This window comes from Mycoplasmopsis columbina, assembly GCF_900660685.1.
GTDB lineage: Bacteria > Bacillota_I > Bacilli_A > Mycoplasmatales > Metamycoplasmataceae > Mycoplasmopsis > Mycoplasmopsis columbina.
On record NZ_LR215041.1, the window covers coordinates 730,894 to 750,327 of the forward strand.

At 24.9% G+C, this 19,434-nt stretch carries 21 protein-coding genes, 1 tRNA gene and 1 pseudogene; 10 read left to right on the plus strand and 13 right to left on the minus strand.

All coding sequences use genetic code 4. The annotated features are described in order from the left end of the window. Positions 1-2: 2 nt before the first annotated feature. Entirely contained in the window at positions 3-635 is a 633-nt protein-coding gene (tapR, locus tag EXC37_RS03045; RefSeq protein WP_029891923.1) for a TyrS-associated PheT N-terminal domain-related protein TapR, read from the minus strand. 37 nt (positions 636-672) lie between these two features. Here tapR and EXC37_RS03050 point away from each other — a divergent pair, with 37 nt between their 5' ends. After that, on the plus strand, positions 673-1,560 hold the full coding sequence (locus EXC37_RS03050; RefSeq protein ID WP_029891924.1) for a DegV family protein: 888 nt from the start codon (positions 673-675) through the stop codon (positions 1,558-1,560). 44 nt (positions 1,561-1,604) lie between these two features. Here EXC37_RS03050 and EXC37_RS03055 read toward each other — a convergent pair. From EXC37_RS03055 to prfA, 4 genes are all read right to left on the minus strand, one after another. Further along, positions 1,605-1,679 (minus strand) — tRNA-Trp (locus tag EXC37_RS03055). Between the two features lie 523 nt (positions 1,680-2,202). Continuing rightward, on the minus strand, positions 2,203-2,421 hold the full coding sequence (locus EXC37_RS03060) for a phosphopantetheine-binding protein (protein ID WP_029891925.1): 219 nt from the start codon (positions 2,419-2,421) through the stop codon (positions 2,203-2,205). Between the two features lie 2 nt (positions 2,422-2,423). Continuing rightward, positions 2,424-3,143 (minus strand): peptide chain release factor N(5)-glutamine methyltransferase, encoded by a 720-nt coding sequence (gene prmC, locus EXC37_RS03065; protein WP_029891926.1) that lies wholly within the window; start codon positions 3,141-3,143, stop codon positions 2,424-2,426. A gap of 1 nt (position 3,144) precedes the next feature. Further along, positions 3,145-4,224, minus strand: coding sequence for a peptide chain release factor 1 (gene prfA, locus EXC37_RS03070; protein WP_006608332.1), 1,080 nt, complete (start codon positions 4,222-4,224; stop codon positions 3,145-3,147). Positions 4,225-4,333: 109 nt separating this feature from the next. On the opposite strand from prfA, the gene EXC37_RS03075 reads away from it, so the two are divergent. From EXC37_RS03075 to EXC37_RS03090, 4 genes are all read left to right on the plus strand, one after another. Then, entirely contained in the window at positions 4,334-5,389 is a 1,056-nt protein-coding gene (locus tag EXC37_RS03075; protein ID WP_029891927.1) for a hypothetical protein, read from the plus strand. Positions 5,390-5,400: 11 nt separating this feature from the next. Further along, complete coding sequence (locus EXC37_RS03080; protein ID WP_029891928.1) at positions 5,401-6,213, plus strand: hypothetical protein; 813 nt, start codon at positions 5,401-5,403, stop codon at positions 6,211-6,213. A gap of 153 nt (positions 6,214-6,366) precedes the next feature. Further along, positions 6,367-7,656, plus strand: a complete 1,290-nt coding sequence (gene dcm, locus EXC37_RS03085) for a DNA (cytosine-5-)-methyltransferase (protein WP_029891929.1) — start codon at positions 6,367-6,369, stop codon at positions 7,654-7,656. Continuing rightward, positions 7,625-10,510 (plus strand): DUF262 domain-containing protein, encoded by a 2,886-nt coding sequence (locus EXC37_RS03090; RefSeq protein WP_029891930.1) that lies wholly within the window; start codon positions 7,625-7,627, stop codon positions 10,508-10,510. The genes dcm and EXC37_RS03090 overlap by 32 nt, the downstream gene beginning before the upstream one ends. A gap of 342 nt (positions 10,511-10,852) precedes the next feature. Here EXC37_RS03090 and rplA read toward each other — a convergent pair whose 3' ends face one another. The 4 genes and pseudogenes from rplA to rpoE all read right to left on the minus strand — a co-directional run bounded on the left by rplA (position 10,853) and on the right by rpoE (position 12,999). Beyond that, positions 10,853-11,548, minus strand: a complete 696-nt coding sequence (rplA, locus tag EXC37_RS03095) for a 50S ribosomal protein L1 (RefSeq protein WP_006608338.1) — start codon at positions 11,546-11,548, stop codon at positions 10,853-10,855. A gap of 2 nt (positions 11,549-11,550) precedes the next feature. Then, positions 11,551-11,994, minus strand: a pseudogene (gene rplK / locus EXC37_RS03100) (50S ribosomal protein L11); the annotation flags it as partial. 120 nt (positions 11,995-12,114) lie between these two features. Further along, on the minus strand, positions 12,115-12,669 hold the full coding sequence (locus EXC37_RS03105; protein ID WP_029891931.1) for a thermonuclease family protein: 555 nt from the start codon (positions 12,667-12,669) through the stop codon (positions 12,115-12,117). Positions 12,670-12,738: 69 nt separating this feature from the next. Next, a complete protein-coding gene (gene rpoE / locus EXC37_RS03110; protein ID WP_006608341.1) occupies positions 12,739-12,999 on the minus strand; it encodes a DNA-directed RNA polymerase subunit delta in 261 nt (86 codons plus the stop codon). Positions 13,000-13,098: 99 nt separating this feature from the next. Between rpoE and EXC37_RS03115 the strand changes: the two genes are divergently transcribed. Genes EXC37_RS03115 through EXC37_RS03135 form a run of 5 tightly spaced genes read left to right on the plus strand, consistent with a single transcriptional unit; the run spans position 13,099 to position 15,881 of the window. Next, complete coding sequence (locus EXC37_RS03115; RefSeq protein ID WP_029891932.1) at positions 13,099-13,635, plus strand: tRNA (cytidine(34)-2'-O)-methyltransferase; 537 nt, start codon at positions 13,099-13,101, stop codon at positions 13,633-13,635. Further along, on the plus strand, positions 13,625-14,356 hold the full coding sequence (locus tag EXC37_RS03120; RefSeq protein ID WP_029891933.1) for a TrmH family RNA methyltransferase: 732 nt from the start codon (positions 13,625-13,627) through the stop codon (positions 14,354-14,356). The genes EXC37_RS03115 and EXC37_RS03120 overlap by 11 nt, the downstream gene beginning before the upstream one ends. Then, positions 14,356-14,595, plus strand: coding sequence for an MAG0865 family DivIVA-related protein (locus EXC37_RS03125; RefSeq protein ID WP_006608344.1), 240 nt, complete (start codon positions 14,356-14,358; stop codon positions 14,593-14,595). Before EXC37_RS03120 ends, EXC37_RS03125 begins: the two co-directional genes overlap by 1 nt. Position 14,596: 1 nt before the next feature. Next, on the plus strand, positions 14,597-15,448 hold the full coding sequence (gene ylqF / locus EXC37_RS03130) for a ribosome biogenesis GTPase YlqF (protein WP_029891934.1): 852 nt from the start codon (positions 14,597-14,599) through the stop codon (positions 15,446-15,448). Next, complete coding sequence (locus tag EXC37_RS03135; protein ID WP_029891935.1) at positions 15,441-15,881, plus strand: hypothetical protein; 441 nt, start codon at positions 15,441-15,443, stop codon at positions 15,879-15,881. Before ylqF ends, EXC37_RS03135 begins: the two co-directional genes overlap by 8 nt. Positions 15,882-16,004: 123 nt before the next feature. On the opposite strand, the gene EXC37_RS03140 is transcribed toward EXC37_RS03135, so the two are convergent. The 4 genes from EXC37_RS03140 to EXC37_RS03155 form a co-directional block, all read right to left on the minus strand. Continuing rightward, positions 16,005-17,057 carry an IS30 family transposase gene (locus EXC37_RS03140; protein WP_129693835.1) on the minus strand — a complete coding sequence of 351 codons (1,053 nt, stop codon included), beginning with the start codon at positions 17,055-17,057 and terminating at the stop codon, positions 16,005-16,007. A 255-nt stretch (positions 17,058-17,312) separates the two neighbouring features. Further along, positions 17,313-17,729, minus strand: a complete 417-nt coding sequence (locus tag EXC37_RS03145) for a hypothetical protein (protein WP_129693847.1) — start codon at positions 17,727-17,729, stop codon at positions 17,313-17,315. 239 nt (positions 17,730-17,968) lie between these two features. After that, positions 17,969-18,310 carry a hypothetical protein gene (locus EXC37_RS03150; protein ID WP_029892116.1) on the minus strand — a complete coding sequence of 114 codons (342 nt, stop codon included), beginning with the start codon at positions 18,308-18,310 and terminating at the stop codon, positions 17,969-17,971. A 125-nt stretch (positions 18,311-18,435) separates the two neighbouring features. After that, a complete protein-coding gene (locus EXC37_RS03155; protein ID WP_081840317.1) occupies positions 18,436-19,434 on the minus strand; it encodes an ABC transporter ATP-binding protein in 999 nt (332 codons plus the stop codon).

Below are 19,434 nucleotides of genomic sequence, written 5' to 3' on the forward strand. Positions count from 1 at the left end.
CCTTATAAACTTTTCTTGTATACTTCAATTAAATATTGAATATCAGCATTAAAATATTTTTCGTATACTTCTTTTTTATTAATGAATTTGATGAATTTTTCAAATTCATTAAAGTTATCATCTTTAGTTAATCCCAAGCTAGTTACACTAGCAAGCATTCCTTCACTTTTTACATTCAATAGTGAACCTTCTAATATTTCTTCACCTTTTGCAGTAATTGATCCAGGAAGTGCAAAAACAAAATACATATTTTCTAAAGTGTAAGTTGTATTAGTTACAATTTGAATTTGTCTATTCTTAATTTCCACTGTTAAAATAGCTAATTTTTCGCTTTTGGGATGAACTTCTCTTTTAATAATTTTTCCTAAAGCAAATAACATTTCATTATTAAATTTATAATCATTATTTTTCACTAAAACTTCTTTTTTAATATGCTCTACAACATTTTTATCAAGAATTTGATAATCATTTTCTAAATTAACTGGATGAAAAAAATTAATTAACTTTATATTAAAATTATCATCTCTTAAAATACTGAAAGTTTCATAAAAATCTACTTGGGTTGGTTTTACTCTTGTATCAACAAAAATTAAATTTGTGTTTTTGTATTTATTGTTTAAATTAAAAAATATCATAATGTGAATTATACTAGTTATATATATAATATGAAATATGAAATATGCAATAGTAGTAGATTCTTCTTCTGCGTTAACTAGAGAGGATGCCCAGAGACTAGGATGATATTATTTACCATTACACATTAATATTGATGGTAAAGAATATCGTGATGGAGTCGATTTAACTTCGAAAAATCTTTTTGAATATTACACTAAAGACGCGGAAGTAAAAACTTCTTCAATCAATCCTGGAGAAGCTTATTCTTTATTTGAACAACTTTCAAAGGAGTATGACAAAATTATTGTTTATCCCATTTCTAAATACTTATCAGGAACTTGCCAAGCTCTCACTTCGCTAGCAGCAGAGTTTCCTAAAGTTAGAGTAGTGCAGTCAAAACAAATTGTGGAACTAATTCTTTTAGATCTCTTTGACTTTGATTTAAAAATGAAAAATGATCCATCAAAATTTGACCAATATATTGAAGATATAGAAAATAAAGGATTTGAATATTCAATTACTTTAATTCCAAAATACAACAAATATTTAGTTAAAGGTGGTAGATTACATCCTTCTGCTGCATTAATTGCAAAAATGTTAAGTATTGTTCCATTAATCACTTTCCAAAATGGTCAATTATTAAAAGAAGGAACTGGAAGGGTATTTAAAAAATCTGTTATTAAAAATATCCATTCTAAATTAGATGTTTTTGACAAGGACGAAAATTCTTTACTAGTTTATCTTCACTCAGGTGCCTTAGAAGAAGATTCTAAAGAATTTATAGAAGAATTTGTCAATGTATTTGGTGAAGAACCTCTTGTAAGATACATTGCTCCAGTAGTGGCCATTCATACTGGACCAGAATCATACGTTGGTGTGAGAATTAAAATAAATAAAGAATTAAAAAATGCCTTTTTAACATTTCTTAAACAAATTAATAATTAGCAACTTTTGTTGCTTTTTTTATGCCATTTTTTAGAATAAAAAAATGGCAGGAGTGACAGGATTCGAACCCATAACACACGGGGTTGAAGCCCGTTGTTCTACCGTTGAACTACACTCCTACAAAGTGGTATTATTATACCACTAAACTAAAAAATAAAAGAAAAAATAGCATGCGCTATTTTATCATTGTGAAATAAAAACTCCTTGACCGTCTTTCATATTATCAGTAACAGCGAGAAGAATATCCACTAATCATCAAAGGCCAAATAATCCAAATGTAAGGAATTTAATTAATTCTCACAAAATGTTTCCAGTTAAAATCTATAAATTCCTAATCACCCTAAAAAGAGAGCAAGAAGAGTAGTTACAAGTCTGCTCTTGTGAGATTTTATAGTAACTGAGACAGTTTTTCTATTTCTAGTCATAAAATTCCTATTTTTAAAAAAATTTGTTTAAAGTTTGTGAAAATTTTCACAAAAAAATTATATAAATTTAAAGGTTCAAAAGTTTTTTTAGAAAGATCAAAAAGTTAAAAAAATATAAAAAATTAACTAAAAATGCATTTTTTACTACTTTTTAAAAAATATGAGAAAATATTGTTTTTATGTATGCTTTAAAAAAGCAAAGATTTTTCTTTGCTTTTTATTTTTTTAATGTTTTATTAATTAAGTCGATTATATCTTGCACAGTTGCTAATTTTAATAATTCATTATCATCAAATTGAACATTCAATTCTTGTTCTGCCTCAAAAATTAATTCAGCTAAATCTAATGAGTCAATTTTTAATTCTTTTAAATTAGATGATAGTAAAACTTTTTGTGAAGTTTTTCTCTGAATTTTTTCTAAAATTTTATTTTCCATAATTAAATCCTTTTAACAATTTTTATAAATCTGGGTTTCCCGTTAATATCTTCTATTATTTCTACATTTTTAATTTTAGTTCATTTTTCATAATGATAGGGATTAATTTCTAAATATAGAGTTCCATTTGGCTTTAGAAATTTATTATATTGACTTAAAATTTTTTCATAGATTTGTCAGCCTTTATTTTTTGCATATAAAGCAATTTTAGGCTCATGTTCAATTACACTAGCATCGACTGTTGAATCATCTTTGCTTAAATAAGGAGGATTGGAAACAATTAAGTCAAATGTTCCCTTGACATTTTCAAATAAATTACTTTTTTTGATACTTAAATTTTTATCAAATTTAAAATTAATTTTTCTATTGTATCTTGCTATTTTCAAAGCCTTTTGGCTAATATCTGTCATTAAAATTTTAGCTTTCGGTTTTTTTCTTTTTAAACTTAAACCAATAAAACCTGAACCAGTGCAAAGATCTAAAATATCAATATCATCTTTTTTTATGTCTTTAGCTATTAAATAGATTAATTCGTCAGTTTCATATCTAGGAATCAAGACATTTTTGTTAACTTTGATTTTAACATCAGTATAATCAACAAATCCTATAATGTGTTGAATAGGAACATTATTTTTAAGCAATCTTTTTTCTTTATCGCTAATAAATGAAGGCAAATTATATTTTTTCTTTTCTAAAAGCAATAATTCATTTTTTTCTTTCATTCTATAATAAACCAGCTTCTTTGATTTTCTGATTTTGTTCTTCAGTTAATAAAGCTTCCACAATTGGTTGTAGTTTACCTTCAATTACTTGTTTAAGAGAAGTAGAAAAACCAATTCTATGATCAGTTACACGATCTTGAGGATAATTGTAAGTTCTAATTTTTTCACTTCTAGCTCCGCCGCCAGCAAGTTTTCTATATCCCGCTTCTTCCTCATTTTTTTTCGCCATTTCTAAATCATAAAGTTTTGATTTTAAAACGGTCATCGCAGTTTCCCTATTGGCAATTTGGCTTCTTTCATCTTGTGAAGAAACTACAATTCCAGTTGGTAAATGTGTAATCCTTACTGCAGAATCCGTTGTATTAACTGACTGACCGCCTGCTCCACTTGAACGATAAGTATCAACTTTAATTTCGTTTGGTTTAATTTCAATATCAATTGTTTCATCAATTTCTGGTATAACAGTCACAGTCGCAGTTGAAGTATGAATTCTTCCTGCACTTTCTGTAACTGGAACTCTTTGCACTCTATGCACGCCACTTTCAAATTTTAGTTTTGAATAAGCATTTTCACCTTTGACTGAAAAAATAATTTGTGAAAATCCACCAGTTGATGCTTGTGATGAAGAAAGTAATTTAATTTTGAAATCTAACTCATCTGCATATTTTGTATACATTTTGAAAAGATCACCAGCAAAAATGTTTGCTTCGTCTCCTCCTGCTGCTCCTCTTATTTCAATAATCACGTTTTTATCGTCATTTTCGTCTTTAGGTAAAATTAAAATTTTTAATTCGGCTTCTAATTGCTCAATTAATATTGAATTTTCTTCAATAATAGACTTTGCTAAAAGTTGTTCTTCTTCATTTTTTGAACTAAGATATCCTTTTGCTTCTTCAAGCATAAATAAAGTTGATTCATACTCATTAAATTTGTTTGCTATATCTTTGATTTTATTAATTTCTTTGTTCAATCTTGTATATTCTTTGATGTTTGAAATAATCGCTTCATCTGATAGTTTTTCATTTAATTGATTGTAAGTATTTCTAATATCAGACAAAGATTTATACATTGCTTTTTCCATAGTGCCCTTTATTATAATAAAAAATGTTTTATATCTTTATATATATCTAATTATAAGGAATATTAATAATATATAATTTAAACATAAAAAGAGATTAGGGTGAATAATTATGCAAAGAAATTACTATATAAAAATTCAAAAAATTGTAAAAGATAAAAATAAAAATATCAAAAGCCAGGTTGTCGAAATTCCCTTTAAAGAAGGTAAATCTAAAAATTTAATGACTTTTGATATTTTATTTTTAGGCGCTGATTTTAATAAATATTGAAGAAGATATGATTGAGCAGCAAATGAAAATTTTCTTAAAGAGTACACTAAAGAATTTTTAAAAGATACACAATGAATAAATGCAGGTAAAATCGTTTTAGATAGAAATACCTATGCAAATTTTACCAATGATGAATTAAAGTGACTTGTTAATACCTTTATAAAGAGAATTAACAAAGAAATTCTTTTCACAAATTTTGATGGTGATTTTGAGCAAAAAATTAATAATTTGGCTAAAACCGTTTTTGAATTTCAAAATTTTTCTTTTAATTTAGATCTTTCTCCACTAAATCATATTTATATTTTCAATAATTTTTTAATGTGCCAAAAAGATCTTGATTATTTGCCTTTTAGTAAAAATCGTATTAAAGATTTTAATAACATTCATAATGAATTTACTCTAAAAACTTCAACTAACAATAATGAATACTTTGCTTCTTTTAAATTTCATGAAATTGAATATTCTATCCCTATTTCTAAAGATCAATACTTAGTGTTAGAAGATGAAATTGAATATTACATTGATAAAGATCATGAATGAGTTCAACTTTACAATGTTGGAACTACTTTTTACAAAACTAAAGTTATTGCTATTTTAAGAGATGAATATAAAAAATACTTCTATGCTAAAATAAAAAATGGATTTAATTTTATTAAAGCTAATTTGGTAAAATTACCAATAACCCATAATGATAAGATTATTGGTCATTTAGAACTTGATAAAAATCAAGTATCAGACAAACAAATTGAAGAAATTCTAAGACTTCTAAATAACATGTTTATTGAAAAGTTAATTATGAATCAAGAATATAAAATTACTTTGAATAAATATGAATTTTCTAAAGCTATCAATGAAATTATGGATGAAATTTATGCTTTAGTGCTTTATAACAAGTAGATAGGAAAAAAATGAATCTAAATTTTTTTATAAGAGCAGAAGACATGAACACTTCTACTTCTAGTGCAGCAGAAAATGCCAATAACTCAGAATTATTGAACAATGTTACTCATAACATATTCTATATTCTCCCTGTAGTTTTAGCTACATTGGCTGTCTTTTTATACAGAAATGCAATGGGTCTTGCTTCATTTGTTTTCAAGAAACACGAAAGCGTTCCTTATGTAGTGAAAAATAATCCTAAAAAAATTAATTTATTATTTTTACTAAGTTCAATAGGATTGTCATTGATTGGAATAATTATTGTTGTTTCTTTATTTTTTTCAAAAGCATCTAAAGAACTTAATGCTATTTCAACAGGTATCTATGCCAGTTTAATTATGCTAATTCCTGCCGTTGTAACATACTTTTTTTTCAAATATAAAAAAGTTATTGATGATGTACAAGAACTGGATAATTTAGATTGAAATAAATTAGAGACTAAAGAAGTAAGTCAAAGTGATTATTCAAACATTCTTATTAGAAGCAGTATGTTTATTAATAATTCTTCCGTTATGGAGAAAAAAACATTATCTAGTTATTTTTATGAAAAATTGAAAAAATATAAAGACTTAGATAACATAAAACTTTTCCAAAAATTACTATGAAATACTTACGTTTGATCTTCGTTAGTTGAAAATGAGGAAAAAAACGCATATGAAAATGTATACTCAATTCTTCATGGAATTTTTCACCTACTTGTTAAAGAAAAAAAATTCAATACTTATGAAGAAGCTTTATTATTTTTAAAAGAAAACTGAAATACAATTAACTCTAGAAAGTAAACTGATCATGAATTTAACTCAACAGCAAATTAGATCATATATATATATATATATATATATCAAGAGATTAAATACTTATAGCCAATTCCAGCAGAATCAAACTTTTAATAAAATAATTAACAAAAAATGCATCAGAAATGGTGCTTTTTTGGCATGCCAAAAGTTTTAAAAGTTTTTGAAACTTTTGCTGGAATTGGTGCTCAACATAAAAGTATTAAATATGTAAACTCCCAGAACAAAGATGTAAATCTTAAAATTGTTGCAACTTCAGAATGAGATGCTAGATCCATTATTACTTATGCAGCTATACATAATCAGCTGCATAAAGAAAATATTGAAAAAATATTGAATAAAAAAAATCTAAATGAAGAAAAAAAATTAAATAATTATTTAAAAGACAAAATATTTTCACTTGATAGTAAATACCATTCTAAAGGAATTATTAGCAAGTCCTTGGAATTCAAAAAAACTTTAACCGCTGCAAATATCTTAAACAATAATTTAAGTGATATTACAAAAATTAAATCATCTATTCTTGATGATTTGGATATAGATCTTATTACTTATTCTTTTCCGTGTCAAGGATTATCTGTTGCAAATATGGGAAGAGATAGCGGAATTTTGAATGATAAATCAACTAGTCATTTAATTTGAGAAATTGGTCGTTTGCTAAGTAATTCAGACAAAAAACCAAAATATTTACTTTTAGAAAATGTAAAAGCTCTTGTTGGAAAATATTCAAAAGAATATGATAAATGGAAAACATTTTTAAAATCATTAGGATATAAAACTTTTACTGCTGTTTTAAATGCAAAAAATCATGGATCGTTACAAAGAAGAGAGCGTGTTTTTGCGTTAAGTACTTTAAAACATATACCAACACCTTTTAAAAATGATAAAGAATATGAAAATTATATTAATAATATTGGACTTAAATCTAAGCTTAAAAATATAAGAGAACAAGAAAAAAAATATCGAAATATTTTTGATTTAAATAATACTTTAGAATTAGAAGCAAAAAATGCTGCTATTAGAAATACTAAATCAAGGCATAAAATGATTGAATTAGGAAAATGTTTAAATGACATTAATTTTGCAAAAACAAAAGAATTCACAATAAATACCTTAACTACTAGACAAGATCGTTTTCCAAATGCAGGATATATAAATTATGAAACAAATGATGAAAGGTATCTAAATCATCGTTTTATTACGCCTCGCGAAGCCTTTAAAATAATGGGTTTTGAAAATAGTGATTTTGATAAATTAAATTATTTTATAAAAAGAGAAATTTTAACTAAAACTTCTCTTTATCGTTTTGCAGGGAATTCCATTGATGTTAATGTTCTTAAATCAGTATTTAAAACAATTCAAGATGTAGAAATTAATTTAATGAAAGAGAAAATTAAAAATGACAAAAAATGACAAAATAATAAAAAATAATATTTTTTTAAAATTCTGAAAATTAGGAACTAATGCTTATTCTTATTTCAAAGATTATCTTTTTGCACCTTTAGAAAAAAATAAAAATGAAATTAATGAGAAAAAAGATTTTGAAAACGTTCAAATCATATTCAAAGATGGATTATTGCTATGAAAATGAAATGATCATTCTTTTCAATTAAATAAAGAAAATCAAAGAGTTTCAAGTTCAACAGCAAGACAAATTTTTGATATTTGATCTTTGTGTGGTTTTATTAAAAGAGACAATAAAAACAAACACTATGAATTAGAGCAAGAATTTATAACAACTTTAGAGAAGTGATTGAATGATTTTAATTTTTTTAAAGAAAAATGCAATAGTTTAATTCAAGACACTTTTCATTCGAATTTACATGAATTAAACAATTTTTTAGAAAAAGAAGATTCTTTATATGAATTAAATTATATTTTAAGTGATGTAAATAGAACAGAAACAAAAGAGTCTAGTATCAAAAACAAAATGATAGAACTTTTTACTAATAATTCTAAAAGTAGTAATTTTTTTACATCTATAATTCTTTCTTCCGAAAAGAATCTATCTATTGTAAATTATTTATCTAATTTATTTGATAATTTAGACAACAAAGATAAATCTTATTGAAAAGACATCGCCAATATTATTTTTCATAAACAAGATAATTTAAATGAAATTGAAAAATTTTGAAATTTAATTAGCGAGTTTGCAAATAAAGAAATAAATATTTCAAAAATTATTGATGATGCAATTGTTTTAAAAAGCAACTTTGAAGAAATTGAAAAAAATTCAGTTGCCGTTGTTAATACAACATCAAATTTAAACGAATTTATAACTCATGAAATTTATTCTGTCGGAAACTTTTTATATTCCTTTTCCGGATTTGATAAAAATAGACAAAAAATCCCTTTTAAATGCGATATTCCTATTTTTCAAAGAGCATATACTTGAACTAGAGATTTGTTGGAAAAATTTATTAATGACATTTATGATAGCTTAATTATTGAAAAAATGGAATACTATAATATCGGAAATATTTCACTATGTTCAAAAGATGAAAATGCAGGCAATGTAGGAATTAACTCTTTAACTCAACTAGTTATTGATGGACAACAAAGAACAATTACTTTGGCATTAATTTCTTACGCTTTATTTAAACTTATTCAATTAATAAATGATATGAAAATGCCTGAATTATTTATTAAAATGTTTAAAGACAGCAATTTTATTAATACTTTTGTTGATTTAGACAATAAAATATCTTTTAAACATTTAAAAAATATTTTCAATGATGAGAAAATTAACAAAACAAAAAAAGATATTATAAAAATAGAGGGAGTAGATAGTAATTATCTACTCAATTCTTATAATGTTGTTGATAATTTAAACTATATTTTAGAAATATTAATCAAAAAATTTAACCATGATGGCGTATGAGACAAAAACAATTTAAATTCTTTTGTTAACTCTCTTTTGAACAAGACTATTCTTACCTTAACAACATATAAAAAAATAAAATTTCCTAGTTTGTTATTTGAAAAAATGAATTCTCGTTCAATGCAATTAAATGATCTTGAATTAATTAAAAATTCACTCTGATCATATATGACAACTGAATTAAAGCCAAAGTGCGTTGAAAAAGGAATTAAAATTTTTTCATTATTTGAAAATATATTAATGAATTTTGACAAATTAATAATTTCACGTTTTCGTAAAAAGGATAAAACAATTGATAAAAATTCACTTGATCTTTTTGCAAAATGTATTTCCAGACTATTACATATAGATTTATTTAAAGAAAAAAATCTTAAACATCTCACTACTTTTGATATTTTAAATATTTATTTTCAATACATGCTAAATAAATCCATTCAAATTAATGGATTAGATTTAGAAACTTATGTTCAAGAAACTAATTATTCAAATAACTCAAAAAATATGACATTTCAAACTGAATTATTTTTTAAAGAAATTGCAATTTTCAAATTAATAAACCAAGATGATAACATTTATAAAGAAATAGAAAAAAATAATTCAAAACTTTATATTTCTCCTTTTTTAGATGTATCTGGAGGTTCTAACAGTGCCTCTGTTTTCACACCATTAATTTGATCGATACTTAATAAATTTAATTATTTTGAAGATAAAAATGAAATTTTTGATTCAAATATATTAGAATGACTTCATGAAATTGAAAAGTTTCATTTTAAATGAAAAACATCATTTTTTGGCGGAAATTCTCTTACTGAATTAATGATCAAAACAGCAAATAAAATTAAAAATAATGAAATAAATTCTCCTTTTGAACTAAAAAAAGAACTTATGTCATTTTCTTTCGTTAAGGATGAATCAAATTTTGAAATGGATAACGTTTTTGAAAATAATAAAAAAAGAAATTATTTGCTTAAAAAAATCGAATGATTTTTAATTAATAATTTAGAAATGTGTCCAAAGAACATAAAAATAAAAGATAAATTAATAAATTATTTTAATTTTTATAAAAGCAAAAATTCTTATGAACATATTTATCCAAAAAAATCAAAAACATTTATCGAAAAACATGAAGACTATAAAATTGTTGTTGAGCAATTAGGAAATGGTTTGCCGCTTAATAAAACACTTAATTCAATTGTGAATAATGATTGATTCGATGAAAAACTTAAAAAATATAATGATCAACTCGGACAAATTGGTTTTAATCTTTTAAAGGGTTATAAAAATAAAAATTTTAGTGATGAATATATCCTTATTCCTGTTGAAGAATTAAAAGATTTTGAAAACATAAAGGAAAGAACAAAGCAACTAGAAAATCTATTGAAAAAAATGTATTTAAGTGATTAAATTATTATTTTTAATTATTTAATAAAATGATCTTAAAAATTTGGGTTGGTTTTTTTCTAATTCATATATGTTTATAATTAAAGTTATTTTTAGTTAAATAATAAATAATCTTAAATAATATTTTCAATACTTAATCCATCTTTAAAAGTTAATTTGATATTATTAATTAGTCCTCCAAAGTTGTATTTTAGTCTTGTTTGGGGGACATTTTTAATACAAAATATTCCCTGCATTAATTTTACTTAAACTAAGGAATGTTTTTTTAATTCGTGAATAGCGATAAACCGTTGCAATGAAACTTGCAATCGAGGATAATAAAAAATCAGGTTTCCCTGATTTTTATTATTTTTCTAATTTAACTTTAACACCTGGAGCCATTGTTGCAGAAACAACGATGTTTTGAATGTATGTTCCTTTAACTGCTGAAGGTTTAAGTTTTTTAATTAAGTTAATTACTGTGTTAGCATTTTCAACTAATTTGTCAGTATCCATGCTTACTTTACCAATCATTGTGTGAACGATTCCGGCTTTATCAGTTCTATAGTTTGCTTTACCTTTTTTAAGTTCTTCAACTGCTTTTTCAGGAGTTGGAGTAACTGTACCTGTTTTAGGGTTTGGCATAAGACCTTTAGGTCCAAGTTTTTTACCGTATTTTCCTAATAAAGGCATCATCGCTGGGTCAGCAACCATAACATCAAAATCAAAGTTATCTTCTTTAATTTTGCCCTCTAATTCTAAGCCATCTACTACTTGGTCAGCACCTGCTGCTTTAGCTAATTTTTGTTTTTCTGGGTTGTTTGTTACTACTAATACTCTTACTGATTTTCCTGTACCATTTGGTAATAATACAGCTCCACGTAATTGTTGATCTGCTTTACGAACGTCTAAGTTTAATTTGAAAACTAATTCAACTGATCCATCAAATTTGGTGTATGAGGTTCTTTTAACTAAGTCTAAAGCTTCTTTTAAATCATAAGCTAATGTTTTGTCGAATGATTCACGAGCAGCTTTAATTTTTTTACCTAATTTAGCAGCCATTATTTGCTTTCTCCTTTAGGATCATAACCTTCAATAGTAATTCCCATTTGTTTTGCAGTTCCAGCAATAGTTCTCATAGCAGCTTCTACGTTATCTGTACTTAAATCTGGTAATTTGTATTCAGCAATTTCTCTTAATTGATCAACTGTAATTGAAGCAACTTTAGTAGTTTTAGCATTTGAGCTTCCACTTGTGATTTTTGCAGCTTGTTTAAGTTTGAAACTTGCTGGTGCAGTAAATAATTTAAAGTCGAATGATTTGTCTTTGTAAACAGTAATTGCTACAGGAACCGGTTCATTTCCTCTGTCCCTTGTTGCGTCGTTAAATGCTCTTGTAAAGTCTGGCATGTTAATACCAACACCCGCTAAAGCAGGTCCTGGTTTAGCTTGACCAGCTAAAAATTGCAACTTACGAACACGTACAATATCAGCTTTTGATTTTGCCATGTTTTGTTATCCTTTCGATAATGTGGTACTAGCGATACTTTTTAGATTTCTCTCCCACTAGTTAGAGGCAATTATTAAATTGCTTGTTAATTATATAATACTAAGTCTTATTTTGAATACTTATTTTCTAAAAATTTCTTTTTCTTGAAATTTAGGGTTTCAGATTCCTTTTTCTCTTTTCTTAGCAATTGTTTGCAATTTTTCTAATTTTTTTACATATTCAACTAATTGATAGTCATTTATGAAAAAATTTTTATTTCATTGATTATTTGAAACATACTGAATTTTTGCTAAACCTTCCCTAATCAAAAATTGACCTAAGTCCTGATTTAAAGAATTTTGAATTAGTGCAACATTTCTTTTATATTTATCAAACTTTAAAAATGTAATTTTTAATGGAGTATGTTTAATAAAATTCAAAGTTGCTAGTTTAGCTTTTTGAGCAAATAAATTTGAGTATTTTATTTTTTTATCATTTTTAATTTCTGGTGTATCAATTCCAAAGACTCTAATTTTTTCGATTTTATTATCGATTAAAATGTAAAAAGTATCTCCATCATAAACATCATAAATTTGACTAATATAACTGGTTTGAAAACTTTTACCATTAAAAGTATTACAACTCGTTGCACTTAAAATAAAAGATATTGAAAGTAAATATTTTCATCATTTCACACTATATTAATTGCTAATTTAAATTAAAAAAATAAAAAAAGAAAATGTACCCGAAAGTACATTTAATTATTATTTAAAACCTACTCTTGTGGTTCATTCACCATTTGCATTTCTTTCAAAGCGAGAATCTACGGTTAATAAACGATAAAGTTCACCAATTTTATTAACTTGAATTTTTTCATATGTTTCTTTTTTAACTTCTGCTTCTAATTCTCATTTTTCTTTTAATTCTTCTTCAACAGCTGTAAAAATTTCATTAAATGAAACATAATTACCATTAGCACAGTGTTTTTTTGCAAACTCAAGAGTAATATCAAGTATTGTTTTCATTTAAACTCCTATTAAGAATATAATTAATAATTAGATTGTATAGCATTTTACTATATTATTAATATACAATTTAAGTTTTCTGAACAATAAGGAGAAAAAATGTTAAATATTGTGCTTTTTGAGCCTGAAATACCACCAAACACAGGTAATATTATTCGTACATGTTTTGCTCTTGGAGCAAAATTACACATTATTAAGCCTATTTCTTTTGATTTAAATCCCAAATATCTTTCACGTCCTGCTGCCGGGAGACTTCTTAGTGATATTCCACACGAAATTCATGAGTCATATAGCAATTTTTATAAACTTTATGGTGACAAAAAGATACATTATTTAACTAGATATGGACAAAAATCCTATTCTGATGTAGATTTTAAGGAAGTTTTTAATACAACAGGCGAAGTATGATTAATGTTTGGAAAAGAATCAAGTGGTATTGATAAAGATATTTTAATTGATCATCTTGATGACTGTTTAAGAATTCCAATGATTTCTGCAATGCGTTCAATTAATTTAGCAAATACTGTGGCAATTGTTGGTTTTGAAGTTATGCGCCAATTAGAATTTAAAGAATTAAGCTTATTTGAAAGTGAAAAAGGAAAAGATTTTTTAATTAATCTTAAAAATGAAAAATAATAAAGATCTTATTAGCAGTGTTCAAAATGCCAAAATTAAATATTTAAAAAAAATTCAAAACGATAATAAATCTCCTTTCTTTATAGTTGAAACTTATCATTTAGTTAAAGAGGCTTTAGAATTAAATTTAGTTGAAGAAATTTATGAACTTAATTATAAAAATGTTTACGAAAACGCCTATAAAATAACTGAAAATGTTCTAAATACTTTAACCAACACAGTTAATCCCGATGGTGTTGTAGCACTTTGCAAAAAACCAAAAAATAACAAATTAGGCTCAAAAATCATTTTTTTAGATAATGTCCAAGATCCTGGAAACGTTGGGACTATTATGAGAAATGCTATTGCATTTGGTTTCGATACTTTAATTACAAATGTTAATGTTTTTAATAGCAAAATAATTCGTTCATCACAAGGGGCAATTTTTAAAATAAATACAATTAAAATTGATGAATCTTTAGGCATGATACAAGAATTAAAAAAACTTAATTATCATGTTTTTATAACATCTTTAGATAAAGATTCTCAAGACTTTAAAACAATTAAATATCCAAAAGAAAATATAGTCATTGTTTTTGGTAATGAGGGGCGTGGTATAAATCAAGAATTGTACTCTTTTGCCGATAAAAAGATTTACATTCCTATTTCTTTTGAAAGTTTAAATGTTGCCGTTGCTAGTGGAATAGTTTTAAATGAAATATATAGTAAACAAGGGGAATAATGAAAAATAATAAAGTTAATTTAAAAATTATGAATGCTAAATTTAATCGTGAATTTAATGGATATGCAACTCTAGATGTTGATAATTTTCTTAATGAATTAGCTAAAGAATACAACGAATTAAATAAAGAAAAAGAAATAGCTGCACAACAATTCGAAGAAATTAAAAAAGCAAAAAATAAGAAAATTGCTGAATTGGAAAAAGAAATACTTGAATTAAAAATGCAACTAGGAGTTTAAAATGAGTGAAGAAAAAACCCTGATTAATTGATATCCCGGGCATATGGCTAAGGGAATGAGAGAAATTAAAGAAAATGCTTCTATTGCAGATGTTTTTATCATTGTTTTAGACGCACGTTGCCCTATTAGTTCATATAATGAAGATTTTGATGCAATTGCTCCCCATAAGCCACGTTTATTTGTAATTACAAAAAGTGATTTAATGGATAGTGAGAAAAAAAATAAAATTCAACAACGCTTCAAAGATGAAAAAGTTTTATGACTTGATTTAAGAAAAAACAAAAGCAGAGAAATGATTTTAAGTGCTATAAAAAAGGCAACTAAAGAAAAAGTTCAAAGGGATAAAGAAAAAGGATTTTTGATTTCTAAAATTAGAATTTTTGTTCTTGGCGTCCCTAATGCTGGCAAAAGCACATTAATTAATTTAATGTCTCAAAAAAAATCTCTTAAAGTTGCAAATCAGCCAGGAGTCACAAGAGCAAAAAAATGAGTTGCTGTTGATAATTATTATTTTATGGATACACCTGGTATATTGCTTCCTAAATTAAGTGATCAAATTGCTGCTACCAAATTGGCTATGATCGGTTCAATTGAAACAAATATTTTTCCACTAAGGTTTTTGGCCAATAATTATTTAAAAGTTATAGCTCAATATTACCCATCTAAATTTGAAACTTTTTTTAATGTAAAATTAGAAAAAAATAATGATTTATCAGATATTGATGCTTATAATATATTTTCACAAATAGCTATTAATAAGGGCTATAAAATAAATAACAAACCTGACTTAACTCGTATTTATAAAATATTCAATTTATGAGTTAGAGATCTCAAAGGAGTAACCTATGACTAAATCATCAACTCAAAAAACTTTAGATGAAAAGGCAAAAGGATGATATCAAGTTTTTAAAGCTAATTCAAATTTTTTTAGAGGACGTTTAAGCACTTTTATAAATACATTTTTACTTTCTGCGGTACTTGCAATTGTTATTATGGTAGTTTCTCTTGTTGCAATTTCTAAAGATCCGAACATGGAAAATAAAAATAAAATTGTTTTAATTATTGTTACTGTAATAGCTTTTCTAATTTTTGTATGAATAACCAATATTTTTGTTGCTAACTTTTTAGTATTAATGCTTATTAAAAAATTAGATAGAGAGCATGATAAAGATCAAGCTTTAAAAACTATAAAATACTGAGTTGTTTCAACTTTTAAAAAATATCCACAAAAATATTTAGAATTATTAGCTGAGCCTAAAGTTGAAGATTTTTTAAATAAAAAATAAAAAGCACATTTTTCAATTGTGCTTCCCAAAATGCAAGTTCTATTGCAACGCTAAAATAAAACAAAAGCTTATTATTAAAGACAAAAAATGTCTGAAGTAATAAAAGTGCTTTTGTTTTTTTATTTAATACTTTTTCTTTTTAAAAAATAGGTTTCTTTTTGTGTTACTTAGTCTTTTTAAATTATTCTTTTTGTAAAGAGGTTCATCTAGAGAAATTGGATTTCATTTATCATCAATATTATTGAACATAAAGAAATTTTCATCAGCAGAAAATCATCCAAATATTTTACGTGGCATTTTATTAATTTTATTTTGAACTTCTAAGATTTCTTGGTCCGAATATTCACTAAAACTTGTTTGTTTTTTAAAATATCTTCTTACCAAAACATTAAAATTTTCAATTGTTCCTTTTTCAAAAGAAGCATATGGATCAGCTTGATAAATATATATTTTTAATCGATATCCAATATAAAACAATTTATTGAATTCAAAACCGTTATCAGTAGTTATTGATTTGACATTTAATCGATATTTTTTTATTAAATCTCATAAGATTAAATTAATAATTCATGAGTTTTTTGAAGGAACTTTTTTTATGATTCCAAATCTGGTTTTACGTTCTACGAAAGTTAATAAATGTTCTGAGTTTGTTGCTTTTTTACCTATAATTAAGTCAATTTCTCAATGTCCAAATTCAGATCTGTTATTAATATTATTTGGTCTTGTTCAAAAAGGCCTTACTCATCTTTTACCAACCAATCTGTCAATTGGTCCATTGTTTCTTTTTCCACCTTTTTTATATTTTTTTCTTAATCTATCAGAAGATTTTATGATTCAAAAACCGGAATTTATTCAATTAAAAACAGTTCTTAGAGATGGAATTTTAATATTTTGAAAATTATTTAAAATTTGCTGGTGCGTTATTTCCACACCCCATGTTTTTTTATCAAATAACTTTTTAAATTGTTTATTAAATTCTTGATAATTATTAAATTTATTTATCATTTTAAAATAACTAGATCACTTTTTACGGAGCTGACTTTTTTCTTCAGCTTCATCTGCAAAATAACCTCAAAAACCAGAATTTAATTTTATTTCTCTAGATAAAGAAGATTTATTTATACCTATAATTAAAGCAATTTTGCTTAAGGAATAATCAAATTTTTTAAGCAACATTTCGATGCTTAATCTATTTTTAAAAGTTAATTTGATATTATTAATTTAGTCCTCCAAAGTGATGTTTTAGTGTTGTTTGGGGGACATTTTTAATACAAAAAAAACATTCCCCGCATTAATTTTACTTAAATTAAGGAATGTTTTTTAATTCGCGAATAGCGACAAACCGTTGCAATGGAACTTGCAATCGAGGAAGCACATTTTTCAATTGTGCTTTTTTATACGCTTTTAGGCAAATATTGATAAAGTTTTTGATTATTTTGTATATTCTAAATTAAGTGTTGTTTTTTGTTTTCTTTTAATCAATTTTTTAGACAATATAACTATAAAATATGTTGATCATGAAATTAATAATATTGGTTGAACACAAACTATTGTTGCTGGAATAACCATTATTTTTAACAATGGACTAGATGTTGCATAAATCATATACATAAAACCAAAGCCAAATAAAGCAGCTGAAAGTGCTAAAAATAAACTATGAATAATTAGTTGTCATTTTTTATTATTTTTAAGAGCTAAAAGAACAAAAAATAATAAAAATTCTGTAATTATTACTAAAATAACACTAAGTGATTCAAATAAAGTGTGTATTGTTCCATTTTCACCGCTTAAAGTTGTGTCATGTGGTGGGCGTGTATAAATATTTTCATTTGTTAATTGATCAATCAAAATTGTTAGAATTAATGCTATTGAGAGTAAAAATATATTAATAAAGTAGAACAAAAAGATGTTTTATTTTATTTCCTTTTAATAAATTTCCTTATCATTATGTAGGATTAATTAAAAAATAACTGTACAATAATTTTATTCTTAAATTAAAGAAAATTCGTTTTTATAAAAAATACAAATAAAAAAATATGAAAATTTATTGTTTTTTTTCATATTTTTTTATTTATGACTGAAATTTATTAATTTTTCAATGCAATTTGTTTCATTTCATCATGATTTTGTATTTTTTTGATAACCACAAAATGAATTGAACCAAAAATTGCCACAATTGATTGAATTATAATAAATACTCCTATAACTCATCCGTGTTCGCTTATGCCAATCATGTCAACATAAGTAATATAAACAATGTCTGCTATCAAAAGAATTAAAGATCAAGAAATTAATATTATTATCAAAGCTAACAAAAACGGTGTCTCTCGATCATTATTAATAGATACAACAATTGAATAAATTAATGAAAAAACAATAAAAAACAAATTAAATAATAAAAATTTGTGTTTGTTAAATTTTAAATTCATCTAGTAACTCATTTATTAATTATTTTATTACTTTTATTTTCGTAATCCCAAACAAACTATAAATAAGATATTTAAGTAACAAAAAAGCAAAGTTTTTGTTACCTTGCTTTTTTCAAAATTAAATTCTATTTATAAAATTTATCTGGATGAATTGGTTTTTCATTAACTTGAATATTACTGATTTTTCCTTGTGCAATAGTAATGATTCTATTAGCCATTGGTTTAATTTTAGGATCGTGACTAACCATAATTACGGTTGTGTTTCTTGCTTGATTGATTTCATAAAGAGTTTTTAAAACAATTTTAGATGTTGATGTATCAAGCGCTCCTGTTGGTTCATCTGCAAAAATAATATCGGCATTTTTAGCTAAAGCTCTAATGATTGAAACCCTTTGTTGTTGTCCTCCAGACATTTGTGAAGGGAACTTGTTCATTTCTTCTTTAAGCTCAAATTGCTCAAAAAGTTCCACAATATCAACTCTTTTATTATGATCCCTTTGTAAATAAGAACCTGTTTCAGCGTTATCATAAGCACTTAAATTTTCTAAAAGATTATAGCTTTGAAAGATAAAGCTTACATGGTGTCTTCTAAAAAGAGTTAATTTGGCATTAGATAAGTATGGTAAGTTTTTGTCACAAACAATAACATTTCCACTATTTGGTCTATCTAAACCTGAAATTAAATTTAATAAGGTTGATTTACCGCCGCCTGAAACTCCGAAAATTAAGATTATTTCACCTTTTTTAATTGATAAACTAATATTATCTAGAATGTGATTAATAACATTTCCATTAATGTAGTATTTTGTAACATTTTGCACATCAATAATATTGCCTTCTTTATTTTTTAAAGTTGCGTTATTGTCTTTTTTGTGTTTTTTATTTCCTAATTTCAAAAGAGCTTTTGAAATCTTTTTTGGAACAATAATATTTTTTTTAGAAGTTGCAACTTGACTAAGTAATTGGCAAACATTTTTTGTTGTAATTTTTTGTTTTTTTATCTCAGCAGGTAATTCAATTTCTTTAGTTTGAATATCTAAAGCATCTTCTTGTGAAAAGACTGATTTATTTTTTTTCTTAAGATTCTTTTTTTGAGAATCATTAACTTTTTGTTTTTTAGACAT